The organism is Enterobacter sp. BNK-8, assembly GCF_048685095.1.
Lineage (GTDB): Bacteria > Pseudomonadota > Gammaproteobacteria > Enterobacterales > Enterobacteriaceae > Enterobacter > Enterobacter quasiroggenkampii.
The window spans coordinates 1,542,998-1,555,326 of record NZ_JBLQTN010000001.1 but is presented as its reverse complement, the minus strand read 5'-3'; the positions used below and the strand labels follow the sequence as shown (position 1 = coordinate 1,555,326).

Annotated in this window: 13 protein-coding genes; 4 read left to right on the top strand and 9 right to left on the bottom strand. The window is 50.6% G+C overall.

Annotated features, from left to right (window positions below; genetic code table 11):
- From sufA to ACMGGU_RS07470, 3 genes are all read right to left on the bottom strand, one after another.
- Positions 1–369: a Fe-S cluster assembly scaffold SufA gene (gene sufA / locus ACMGGU_RS07480; RefSeq protein ID WP_008500631.1), complete on the bottom strand. Its 369-nt coding sequence runs from the start codon at positions 367–369 to the stop codon at positions 1–3.
- 313 nt (positions 370–682) lie between these two features.
- The gene (locus tag ACMGGU_RS07475) at positions 683–1,411 is read right to left on the bottom strand and encodes a MerR family transcriptional regulator (RefSeq protein ID WP_039266180.1); all 729 of its coding nucleotides are present in this window, start codon (positions 1,409–1,411) and stop codon (positions 683–685) included.
- Between the two features lie 188 nt (positions 1,412–1,599).
- On the bottom strand, positions 1,600–2,820 hold the full coding sequence (locus ACMGGU_RS07470; protein WP_045910304.1) for a diguanylate phosphodiesterase: 1,221 nt from the start codon (positions 2,818–2,820) through the stop codon (positions 1,600–1,602).
- A gap of 339 nt (positions 2,821–3,159) precedes the next feature.
- Here ACMGGU_RS07470 and ycgZ point away from each other — a divergent pair, with 339 nt between their 5' ends.
- From ycgZ to fdhF, 4 genes are all read left to right on the top strand, one after another.
- A complete protein-coding gene (gene ycgZ, locus ACMGGU_RS07465) occupies positions 3,160–3,399 on the top strand; it encodes a regulatory protein YcgZ (RefSeq protein ID WP_008500634.1) in 240 nt (79 codons plus the stop codon).
- 4 nt (positions 3,400–3,403) lie between these two features.
- Positions 3,404–3,724 (top strand): hypothetical protein, encoded by a 321-nt coding sequence (locus ACMGGU_RS07460; protein ID WP_045910303.1) that lies wholly within the window; start codon positions 3,404–3,406, stop codon positions 3,722–3,724.
- Between the two features lie 29 nt (positions 3,725–3,753).
- Positions 3,754–4,032: a biofilm development regulator YmgB/AriR family protein gene (locus ACMGGU_RS07455; protein WP_023327185.1), complete on the top strand. Its 279-nt coding sequence runs from the start codon at positions 3,754–3,756 to the stop codon at positions 4,030–4,032.
- Positions 4,033–4,222: 190 nt separating this feature from the next.
- Entirely contained in the window at positions 4,223–6,373 is a 2,151-nt protein-coding gene (fdhF, locus tag ACMGGU_RS07450) for a formate dehydrogenase subunit alpha (RefSeq protein ID WP_420300360.1), read from the top strand.
- A gap of 66 nt (positions 6,374–6,439) precedes the next feature.
- Here fdhF and ACMGGU_RS07445 read toward each other — a convergent pair whose 3' ends face one another.
- The 6 genes from ACMGGU_RS07445 to ACMGGU_RS07420 are packed head-to-tail and all read right to left on the bottom strand — an operon-like array spanning position 6,440 to position 12,327.
- The gene (locus ACMGGU_RS07445) at positions 6,440–7,081 is read right to left on the bottom strand and encodes a LuxR C-terminal-related transcriptional regulator (RefSeq protein ID WP_196346184.1); all 642 of its coding nucleotides are present in this window, start codon (positions 7,079–7,081) and stop codon (positions 6,440–6,442) included.
- A 3-nt stretch (positions 7,082–7,084) separates the two neighbouring features.
- The gene (locus ACMGGU_RS07440) at positions 7,085–7,771 is read right to left on the bottom strand and encodes an EAL domain-containing protein (RefSeq protein WP_420300359.1); all 687 of its coding nucleotides are present in this window, start codon (positions 7,769–7,771) and stop codon (positions 7,085–7,087) included.
- Positions 7,772–7,812: 41 nt separating this feature from the next.
- The gene (locus tag ACMGGU_RS07435; RefSeq protein ID WP_196352560.1) at positions 7,813–8,322 is read right to left on the bottom strand and encodes a fimbrial protein; all 510 of its coding nucleotides are present in this window, start codon (positions 8,320–8,322) and stop codon (positions 7,813–7,815) included.
- Positions 8,323–8,334: 12 nt separating this feature from the next.
- Positions 8,335–8,844 (bottom strand): fimbrial protein, encoded by a 510-nt coding sequence (locus tag ACMGGU_RS07430; RefSeq protein WP_126534375.1) that lies wholly within the window; start codon positions 8,842–8,844, stop codon positions 8,335–8,337.
- A gap of 10 nt (positions 8,845–8,854) precedes the next feature.
- Positions 8,855–9,778, bottom strand: coding sequence for a fimbrial protein (locus ACMGGU_RS07425; protein ID WP_139125293.1), 924 nt, complete (start codon positions 9,776–9,778; stop codon positions 8,855–8,857).
- 8 nt (positions 9,779–9,786) lie between these two features.
- Positions 9,787–12,327 carry a fimbria/pilus outer membrane usher protein gene (locus ACMGGU_RS07420; protein WP_420300358.1) on the bottom strand — a complete coding sequence of 847 codons (2,541 nt, stop codon included), beginning with the start codon at positions 12,325–12,327 and terminating at the stop codon, positions 9,787–9,789.
- Positions 12,328–12,329: the final 2 nt, after the last annotated feature.

Below are 12,329 nucleotides of genomic sequence, written 5' to 3'. Positions count from 1 at the left end.
CTATACCCCAAAGCTTTCGCCGCAGCCGCATTCGTTCTGGGCTTTCGGGTTATGAAATTTGAATAACTGATTTAAGCCTTCGCGGACGTAGTCCACTTCGGTGCCATCGATAAAGGGCATGGCCTGCAGCGCGACGTACAATTTTGCGCCGTCGGTCTCGAACACCAGGTCATCTTTCTCGGGTTCGGTGACGGTATCAAGCACGTAACCGAAACCTGCGCAGCCGGTCTGTTTGACACCTAAACGCACACCAAGGATCTCGGGCTTTTTCGCCACCAGCTCGTGAATATGTGCCGCCGCCGCTGGCGTGAGCGTTAACCCGCGCCAGGCGAAATCGGCAGGATTAAAGGTTTCTGAATGCAGTTCCATAGGTCCACCTCATCTGATAAGCCATCAGGGCATAACACCATGTTAGTGATAACGATTATCACTTCAACCCTCTGTCAGCAGGGGCATTCGGCTAAACCGCCCTTTTTGCCTACTTTTATTAAGCATAGACCCTATGGCAGGATGCAGGCAGGATGGATTTAATTGTTCAATGCATTGATTAATAATGCATTTTGTCGTGGGATTTATGGCGGAGAGGTGAAAAGTAAAATATGCATCGGAAATGCCTATTTTTGAGATAGTCTTTGCATGGAAAGTGACAAAAACAAAAAAAGGCCCTCAAGGCCTCTTACACTCAATGATGGAATGAGACAGCAAAACCCTGCTCACGCCAGTGGTCGAGCTGTTCCTGCTGTCGAGGCGTTGGCGATTTCCCCGTCCAGACGAAGATTTTCTGCCCCGGGAAAAGCTCGGGACGCGGCGAATCAATCGGTTCTGCCAGGACATCAATGTGCCAGCCCTTCTGCGATAAGCGCGCGGCTTCAAGCCACAGATGGGTGCGGTCATCACACTCCCACCCAATCAGGAGCGCATCTTTACCGGCTTTTTTGCGAGACTCCGCCAGGCTTGCGATCGCGAATTCGATCAGGACCCCGTCAAACAGGCTCGCCATGTGACGCACGGTATTTTGGTCCTGGTTCATCCGCTGACGGACGGGAGAAATAATATTGTCAATCAGGGCATCTATCGGGTGATCGCGGCGGAACTCACCGACTTTGGCGCGCAGCTTTGCCGGGCTGGCATAGCGCAGAACGGTCATCATCTCTTCCTGGAACGAGACCCAGTTACCCTGAGTCAGAACTTCCTTGTTTTCCAGCAAGGCTTTTACTTTCCCGACCGAAACGCCACTCTTCATCAGGCGTTTGATCTCTTCGATACGCAGGATATCTTCATCGTCAAACTGACGATGACCCCCTTCGCTGCGCTGCGGCTTCAACAATCCATAACGGCGCTGCCAGGCACGCAGCGTAACGGGGTTGATACCGCATCGTTCGGCCACTTCGCCGATACTGTAATAGGCCATTAACTCCCTCACGCTCAGAACTTCCATACCTAACTGCACCAACCTTATCAGATTGTACACACCATTTGTATAACTAAGACCGCATTTTGAACGGGTGAATGGCTTACGACGCCATTCACCTGTTAATACATTGTTGTATAAAATTTACCGTTCGTACAGTTACGTCTGCCAGATTGTGTACAGCTTTATCACAATTCGAACTTTTTCTCCGGCCACGCAATCGCTGGAATCCCGCCGTGCCGGGGGCTGGCAAAAAGATGCCCCTGGAACTGGGAAATACCCGCAGATTCCAGCCACATCCACTCTTCCGCCTTCTCTACTCCCACCGCGCAGAACTGGATTTCAAGCGAGGAACAGCATTTGATGATGGCCTGGATAATGGCCTGTCGGGGGCCACTTTTATGCACGTTCGCGACCAAATCACGATTAATCTTAATTCTGTCAGGCTGGAAGTGGGCCAGCAGTTGCAGCCCGGCAAAACCGGCACCAAAGTGATCGATCGTCACGCTGATACCCGCGCTTTTTAACTGCCTGACCGAATCCGTGAACTCATCAAAACGGGAAATGGCTTCGCTCTCGGTGAACTCCACCACGATTTGTTCAGGTACAAAACCGTTTGCTTCAATCGCGGTGAGCAGAAAATCCACGGCATTGGGAATGTTAACCAGCGTCATAGGCAGCAGGTTAAGGGATAACGTCTGGTCCTGTAACCCCAGCGCGCTGGCCATGGAGAGCGCCACCTGCTTGCTTTGCAAATCAGACGCGTACACTTCCTCATGCGGAAGGCTGGCGAAATAGGCCCCCGGCGAGTCGCCGGACGGGGTGCGGAGAAGCGCCTCCCAGGAGACAACCTGCTGCATAAACGGATCGACTATCGGCTGGAACGCGAAGCTGCAATCCGCCCCCTTCGCGACCACCTCAGGCTGCGCGGACAAGCGCGTTTCTTCGCGAACGAATTCCCATGAGTCCGCAGGCGGCAGTTCAAAATAGTTCGCTTTTTCCGTGGCCTCGACAAAGGTGCGGAAAAACTGCAGAGGGCGGTCGTTATACGTCAGCTGGTAGCGTGTCGTCCCCTTATTGAGCACCTGCTGCAGTACCTCGTCCCTGTCGAAGTGGCGCAAATCAAAAAGCTCCATACCCACGTTGCCAAAACGCCGGACAGGCCCGTGATCGCGCATTAACTCGACCACGTTATGGTGGCGCGGGTCGTTGCAGATCTGCTCATAGATAGCCGAAACGTGCTCAACCGGCCCCTCCAGCAGTTGAAAAAAATGTGTGCCGTTAAACAGCAAGATCCCCGTGACATTGGATTGCCGATTTTTACGATTTGCAGCAGCGACCATTGCTTCCAGCGCTTTCACTGGAACGTCCTCGCAGATATGACTGCGGTAAATGATGGTTGTGAGCATGCTATTCCTGGGGGTTAGGGTTTTGGCCACGAAAGACGTGGGTAATGTTCATTTATAGCACATTAATTGCCTGACAAATAATTTACATCTCAACCATTTACGGCAGTTAATGAGACCTTTTGACTCGGCTGTACAACTTACCAGCACCTGCGCTTTTTGTACAATATATCCTGCACTCGCCCCCCATCACAACGCCAACCCAACGCAATGAAAAATAAATGATTTATAAGATATATCGTAAAAAATCTAAAAAACTGTACATTTTAGATGTACAGATTTGGAAATTATGTATACCTTAAATGTAACGTTACTGATTACAAAATTTTACAGGAGCGAAACATGCAGCAGAAAGGTTACGTCGCAGATTCCGCAGCAGCAATCGCACAGTACTTCGAAAAAGCCGCGCTTCCTACCCAGCAGGAAACGCTGGGCCAGGTGGTTGTTGAAATTCTCAGCGACGGGCGAAACCTTAATCGCAAATCGCTTTGTACAAAATTGCTGAGTCGCCTCGAAAAGGCCGACGGCCCGGAAGAGGAAGAGCATTACCACATGCTGCTTGGTCTGCTCTTCGAACGGTAAGGATATGAATAGCAGTAACGCAGACCGACTGATAGACCAGCTTATCGGTGAAGCCGTTCTCTCTCTTCTGAAAGAGCGGGGACCGGTGACAACTGAAGGCTTGCTACAGCGTCTGCGGGTCATGAAAGAACATGAAAAGGATCCCCAGCGGCGGGAGACACTTGCGGTGGTGATTGCCGAGATCGGCTCAAACAGCACCGCTTTTACACGTCGCAGAACCGCGCAAGGACGAACGAAAAGAGAGGGATCTCTCAACGATACCCGAGACAATGTTGTGCCGTTATTTGGAAGTGGAAAACCGTCCGATCCCAAAAAAATACATTGACTGCAATTTAACAGCTACGGTGAGAACAAATGAGACAAAATATTCAGCTTCAACCCGAATACCACTCTGCTTTTTTAGACAGTGCGCTGGCGGAGTATTTCCGCCATGCAGGCGATCGTTTTGCTGAAGAGTCCGCTATTTTTTCTACTGCAGTACGCTGTGTTCTGGCCTCCGAAGGGCATCTGTCCAATAAGGCGATCATCCTCTGGCTCATCCAGACGCTGGAAGCCACCAACGACGTGGTTCAGGCGGATGTGATTCGCAAGACGCTGGAAATCGTGGTGGGTTACACGATGGACGATCTCTGAGTTCCTGCTCGCCACGCCCCCTAACGTGTCATCGTCAAAACTGACGATCGGCCTGACGATGACACGCGCCCTCCCCGCATAACGCCCTGTAATCCACGCAAAATCAACCTGGCACGGTTCCTGCTTATTTACTCATACGGGACTGGGTTTCCAGTCAACTTTGCTTCATTTCTTAACAGGTCTGTTATTGATGAAAAAGATCGCCAGCGTCTGCCCGTACTGCGGTGCAGGCTGTAAATTGAACCTTGTCGTTGAAAATAACCGTATCATCCGTGCCGAAGCAGCAGCGGGAGTCACAAACCAGGGCACTTTATGTCTGAAAGGATTTTACGGCTGGGACTTCCTTAACGATACCCGTCTGCTCACCCCTCGCCTCACCCAGCCCATGATCCGCTACCGCAAAGGCGAAGCCTTCACCCCCGTTACCTGGGAAGAGGCGATCCGCTACACCGCCCACAGGCTCAGCAGTATTAAAGCGCAGCACGGGCCGCGGTCGATCATGACCACCGGCTCCTCGCGCGGAACCGGCAATGAAACCAACTATGTGATGCAAAAGTTTGCCCGCGCGGTGCTGAACACCAACAACGTGGACTGCTGTGCGCGCGTCTGTCATGGCCCGTCCGTCGCCGGTTTACAGGAAACGCTCGGTAACGGCGCGATGAGCAACTCCATTAGCGATATTGAAAACTCAAAATGCCTGCTGGTCTTTGGCTATAACTGCGCGGACTCCCACCCTATCGTCGCCCGCCGCGTGCTGAAAGCGCGTGAAAACGGCGCAAAAATTATCGTCTGCGATCCGCGGCGTATTGAAACGGCGCGTATTGCCGACCAACATCTGCAGCTGAAAAATGGCAGCAACATGGCGCTGGTGAACGCCTTTGGCTATGTGCTGCTGGAAGAAGAGCTGTACGATAAAAACTACGTGGCGCGTTTTACGGAGGGGCTTGAGGCCTACCGGCAAACGGTAAAAGACTATGCGCCGGAAAAGGTCGAACATCTTACCGGCATCCCCGCCCGTGACGTCCGCCAGGCAATGCGCACCTTCGCGGCGGCCCCTTCCGCCACCGTGATGTGGGGGATGGGCGTGACCCAGTTTGGACAGGCTGTGGATGTGGTCAAAGGGCTGTCCAGCCTGGCGCTGCTGACCGGGAATCTCGGTCGCCCTGCCGTCGGCGTCGGGCCGGTGCGCGGTCAGAACAACGTCCAGGGTGCCTGCGATATGGGCGTTCTGCCGAATATGTTCCCCGGCTATCAGGATGTGACCGATCCGGCGGTCAGGCAGAAGTTCGCCAACGCCTGGGGAATTGACGTCAATGCGATGGACGATCGCGTCGGGACGCGCATTACCGAAGTGCCGCACCTTGCGCTGGAAGGCAAGGTGAAGGCCTATTACATCATGGGGGAAGATCCGCTTCAGACCGAAGCCGATCTCGGCCTGGTGCGCAGCGGTTTTGAGGCACTCGAGTTTGTCGTGGTTCAGGACATCTTTATGACCAAAACGGCAGAGGTGGCGGACGTTCTGCTTCCGGCTACCTCCTGGGGTGAACACGGCGGCGTCTTTACCTGTGCCGATCGCGGCTTCCAGCGTTTTGGCAAAGCCATCGATGCCAGCGGCAACGTGAAGCGCGACTGGGAGATCATCAGCCTGCTCGCCACCGAGATGGGCTACCCGATGCATTATGATTCCAACCAGCAAATCTGGGATGAGATGCGCGCGCTGTGCCCGCTCTTCTACGGCGTGACGTATGAAAAAATGGGCGAGATGGGCCACGTGCAGTGGCCCTGCCCGACGCTGGATCACCCCGGTACGCCGTACCTGTACAAAGACAATCAGTTCGACACGCCGAGCGGTAAAGGGCAACTCTTTGCCGCACCGTGGCGCGCGCCGGCGGAAACCCCGGATGCGGATTTCCCGCTGGTGCTGTGTACGGTACGCGAGGTGGGACACTACTCCTGCCGCTCCATGACCGGGAACTGTGCCGCGCTGCAAAGCCTGGCCGACGAGCCGGGTCGGGTGCAAATGAACCCTGCCGATGCAGAAAAGCTGGGCATTACTGACGGGCAGCTGGTCTGGGTACGTTCACGTCGCGGGAAAGTGATTACCCGCGCCAGCATCAGCGAGCGTATCAACGCCGGGGCCGTCTATATGACCTATCAGTGGTGGATTGGCGCTTGCAACGAGCTGACCCAGGACAACTTCGATCCCATCTCCAAAACCCCGGAAACGAAGTACTGCGCGGTGCAGCTGGAGGCGATTGAGGACCAGCGCTGGGCGGAGGACTATGCCGCGTCGGCGTATCAGTCCATGAAGTCGCGGCTGATTAACGCGGTGAATATCTAAGGGAAACACCCTGTAGCTTCTGGTCTACCCGGCCCAAGGATAAGTGTTTTTGGCGCCGGGTAAACACTAACGAAACTGCTCTAATGCTTCGCGAAACAAATTGGGGTTACAGCGTTTTTCCAGTAAGCGGTTCAGGAGCTCAAGCAACTCGTGTTCACTGCTCAGGTTGAACTTATGCATAACAGCATACTTATGGGCATAGATCGTCTTTGGCGTGAGCATCATCTCTCTGGCTATGTTTTTGACGGATTCCCCCTTGTAAAGACCGGCCATAATATTGAGTTCGCGCTGTGATAACGTTTTATGCTTACAGCTTTCACAGGCTTTTAAAAAGACAGGGATAGCTGACGCACTGTAGGCCACCCATGCCTGACGGAATACCCTTTTCAACAGATAGAGTGGTGCTGAGCGTGATACAAAATAAGTCTGCTGAATGCAGAACGGTAAAAATGATGATGACGGTTCTTCCGCTTCAGTAATACCAATGATGACGCATTTACGCGCACTTTTTAATTCTGGAAAGCAGGTATGGTGTTCACCCTTACTGAACGCATAAACGATAATTTCCGCCCGGGCAATATTCTCAGGCACATAGCCTTTGAGAAAATGGACATTTTTCGCATATTCATTTTTAAAAAAATCGCCAATAAATGACCTAAGGCTATGGTGATATAAAAAATCTTCTTCTTTAATTAAAACATTTATCATTTATCAGACCGGGACATAATCAATACTCAACCTTTTCTCAGGCCAAAGAAATCCTTGCATTAAATTGCATCCTGTACCCTGAGCCAAAGCAAGTAGTTCGTTATCTTCGATGCCTTCTATAAGCACCTGCTCTACCATCAACGAGCAGTAGGCAATCATTGATTTTAATACCCATGGGGAACCTCTGTTTTTCCATAGACTCATTTTATCTACCTTGACACCGTCAAATAAACAAATGCGTTCACCCAGCAGTGACAAATGCTCATGTTTAATATCATCCAGCCATATCTTTGCACCTGTATTTTTTATTTTTTGATGCATGGAGTAAAAAACCTCCTGTTCTTTTTTTGACAATGAAATAAAATTACAGGGATCTTGTATCTCAATAACAATGCCAGAATGCAGGCTGGGCAATAGTTCATCAATCAAAACTGAACGACAGAGTAATTTCGCAGGCACATTAATAAAATACGCTTCACTGTCTACACAAAGAGAAGCTATACGCAACTGCCAGCATAATAAACGAAAGCTAGCATTTAACGACATCTTTTCAAAAAAGGTTTCGCAGTCGATCCCCTGGCGTAAGGAACTTAGCATTTCCCATGCCTTTATCTTTTTTTCCTGTAAAGAATAGATGGGCTGGAACCGAACACCACATATAGCATGCTCAAGCAAGGAATTAATCAACATGAAAGTCTCAAACTAACAATTTTTAAAAAAAATTTCAGCCGTTACTGATAGGTAAAATCAACGTTCATTACTGACTGGAATGTTCCGGCAGTGGAATTTCCTTGCGGCGTAAACATTCTCGCTGACAGCGGAAAGGTGGAGCTGCGCGTGCTGCTATCGACATTCACCTGCATTGTGCTGTTTACGCTATATGTTGTCGCATGATCCCTGCTGGCGATACGTAATGCAATATTGTTGCTGGTTCCGCTGTTTTTCCATGCCGTGGGATCTTGTGTATCGGCATTACCGGTAAATTTGGCCGTTACGCTGCTGGTGCCAGCAGGACAGTTTTGCACCAGCAAATCAAAGTCAGACCAGACGCCCCCATCACCGGCATTAATGAGATTCTGCTTGGTATCTTCCCCCAGATTGACCACTTTAGAAACGGTGCCCGTGTCAACGACACACGGGCTGGCAATGACCTGGCCGGTAACATTGATATTGGTATCAGCGCAGGTAATTAACGGGGCTGAACTCAAGAGGAAGGCAGATAAAAAGAGTTTAGTATTCATATAATTTTACTTTCACTGATAACTCATTGTAACAATTATAACCGAATTAATCGTACCAGGTGTCGTATTGCCATAAAGAGAATATGCGCCAACTTTAAGTGCCATCGATGCTGTACGGTCGCTCTGCACTGGTAAAAATACTGCAGAGCCAGGACCTAAAGAATCACCCGTCACGCCATTATACAAAACAACATAAACATTCCCTGCTGTACCTGAATTCTCATAAAGATTAGGCGCATCATGTGATGCAGAACCCCCTATATCAGCTCGGACAGTACTGGTACCTGTTGGGCAATTTGTGACTGTCAGTGTAAACGGTACCGCAGTAGATGATGAGTCAGGAGCTGCCAGTGCTGTTGCCTGAATATTACCTAAATCAACATTAAGGCTGCTTGCTCCTCCGTTGACAATACAGGGTGATGCCACGATATTACCTGTCACGTTAATATTTACCGTATCTGCTGAATAAGACAAAAACGGTATCATTGCGAACCAGCTCAGGACTAAACATTTAATATTCATATCTTCCCCCTTATTGATAGGTAATGTTCAACGTTGCTGTTGTGTTCGCTGTCCCAGGTAAAACAACAGATTTAGTCTGATAATAACGGGCCACGATTGGGAATGACGCCAACCCACCGCCAGATTGCTGCAGGAAAACGGTATTATTAAGATTAAGAGGTGTACCACCATATAATATTTGTACACCTACTCCCTGCGCGACCCCCGGGCCACCCTGACCCGATAACGCTAAAACGCTGGTATTGGCCACATCAGGGTTTTGCTGTCCACTCAAAGAAATGTTGATATTTGCGCCAGGATTGCAGGTCAAGCCGAGAGTCTGCGAAACCTGAGTATTAACTGGCGTTGTACCCACTGTTGAGCCAAAGCTTGTCGCAGGGATATTACCTATCGGAAAACTCAGCGATCCCGAAGAAAGACTACAGGCAAGTGTCGTAATGCTTCCGCCAGTGATGTTCCATGTCGCAATGAAAAATTGGTTTGAAATAGATACGTTAGCAATTTGACCGCTGCGTAGCGATCCGGATGCGGCAGTACCAGACGTCCTGACCAATTCAACTTTATACATATATGACGCGCTATAACTGCCAATAGTAAACCCCATTGGAAAATAATGGTGGAAACCGCCACCTGAATCATTTTCTGACACACGTATGCCGTATCCACTTACGCCTATATCATAGAGGTTATTTCCCAGAGAGGTACCGTTCATCGCTTCCTGATAGGTATTCGTGGAATCAGTACATGAGAAATTCACATTGTAAATACCCGACTGTGCAGCGACAACCGTTCCCGGCGCCACGTCCCGCTGAGCAGTAACTGCATTAAAATTTAAATTAAAGTTTTGCGTAGCGATATTGTTCGTACAGCCTGCAAAGCTTTCTACGGATATTAATGTCAAAAGCAACAGCAAATAATATTTAAATGCATTCATTTTCTTTCCTATCGACAGACAGTACTGACAACCGCAATGTTATTTTTAACATCGGTAGGTTTTAAAATATATGAGGCTTTACACTGTTTATCACTACCCTCACCCCACTGAGCAATAAGGTCGACATTCTCGCCTAAGCCTGTGAGATAAACCTGTCCATTATCGCCGACAATAAAGCCATTGTTTTTGATCCCATTGACGCTGACAATCGCCCCAAATGGAACAGGCTTTCCGTTACCACGCAATAACGTAAATAATGCACGTTGACCGACGTTGGCAGTGTATTCAGCGCGAACAACAGCCCCACGCGTTGGCACAACGGTTCGGGTCGTGAGATCCAGTTCTACATCATCGGACATACTTTCTGGATCGATGACAATATCGTTTTTACGGTAGACGTTGACGTTATTTACCGTTGTATATCCCCGATAGTCCGTTTTCGCGCCCGTTTGGTTTCGCACCGTCAGACCTTTCGCCCCCGGGACTTTTACCAGGACGTTCGTTTCTCCCAGCGGTTGCGATAACGTCACGCCGTCAGCATGCGCGATGACGCCGCCCTGAATACCATAGTTCAGACGCTCATTATTCTGGTCGTAGCTGTATCCGGCCGTCACCTCACCATAGGTACCCTTGTAATCACCGTTCACGTTGCCGCTGTATCCGACATTGTCACTGCCGTACCCCTGTTGAACGTTCCAGTTCAGGGCATTGTTATCCAGCGCGGTCCCGTTGATGCCAACCGTATGGGTCGTTCCGCTATTTTTACTGTTACTGACGCTATAGTTTGCCCACGTCTGCGGCAGGAATTTATCCAGCGGCACGCTAATGTTAAAGGCCACCATCCGGTCTTTGTCATAGCTTGTCGGGTTACCATAGGTGCCTGGCGTGCCGTTTCGCGTGGAGGTATACGTCAGGCCGTAGCTGATGCCGTTCCAGAAATTGTTATACCCCAGACTCCAGGACTCCATTGCTCGCCCGGAATTCCAGTAATCTTCGCGAACGGCGCTCACCATGATCGAACCTAATGAACCGCCCAGAGACTGGTTCATCGTCAGTTCCATACGGTTACGACGTCTGTTTTGCATCACACCGTTATCGCCATAGGAATCAAGCACTTCCTGCATTCCGTAAAAGCCTTTGGTCGAATAGCGGTAGCCTGCAATAGCAAAGTTAGTGCCGGTTTCGACAAAGTTTTTACTGTAGCGCGCGCGCCAGGACTGGCCGCTATCGCTCGGCAGATTTTGTGGGGTAGACCATGCCTGAATGACGTCGACAGAAACTGCGCCGAGATCTCCCATGTTCTTACCCATACCGGCAGCGACCGACTGGTAGTGGCTCGACGTTTGACCACCGCCGTAAGCCGTTAAGCCATACGGTAAGCCATAGATGCCCGTAATTTGCGCAAACGGCGTCTTATCTACACTACTGTTGTAGGAACGATATTGCCCACCCGTGACGGCGTACTTGAATCGCCCTTCTCGCTGCAGTACAGGCAGTGACGCAAAGGGAACGGTAAACTGTTGAATGCTACCGTCGGCCTCTTTTATCGTGACCTGTAGATCGCCAGCTCCCCCTGTCGGATACATATCCGTAATCTCGAAGGCGCCAGGCGCAACGTAGGTCTGATAAATCTCATACCCATTCTGACGGACAATAACCTGCGCATTGGTACGCGCGATACCGCGGACGACGGGTGCGTACCCTTTGAGTGAATCGGGTTGCATATCATCATCGGAGGCCAACTGCGCACCGCGGAACGGCATGCTGTCGAAAACATCAGCAGGCGCAGTGCTGTCCCCGAGCGTCATCTGCGCTTTTAGCGGTACGATCGCGCGCTGGGCGTAGGTATAAACGCTATCCCATTTGTCCTTGCCATCTTCATCTCGTGACCAGGTCGTGTAGTTGCGCAGACGCCATGGCCCGATGTTGATTCCCGGACGCAAATTAGCGTACTGCGTGTTGCTGGTATCACTGCTCCCGTTGCGCGAGCGGTTATTGGCACCACTCAGGCTGTAGTTGAGCAGTGCAGCCGTGATTCCGTCATCCCACTGTTCCGGTGGAACGTATCCGCGGGCCTGACGAGAAATTGCCGCCTGAGGGATACTGATAAGCAGACGCTGCGCGCCAAACTGAAATTCAGTGGATCCGGAAGGTATCGCCTGCAGGTTCGCACAACGCTCGTTGTCCACTGCCAGCGCCGGGAACAGCTCGGTTTTTACGCCCCATTCTTTAAGCTGCTCCACGGTCAGACAAGGTTCTAATTTCCCCTCATCATTGGGAGCACCTGAGGTTTTGAATTCGATATCTCGCGTATCAACGAGTTCGTTATCCAGCATCACATCGACGTGATAGGTTCCCGGCGCCTGCGAGCCCGCTTCAAACGCAGCGAGATCGGCTTTACCCCCATTTTGCGGATTATCGAGTTCAACCAGGTCCGGGTTGAAGTAATCACGCGCCATGGCATTCTGCATTGAGCCAGCAAGGGCAAATGCAATTAATAAAGCCAATCGCGCAGGTTTAAAATTATTATATTCCCTTACTATCATCATTC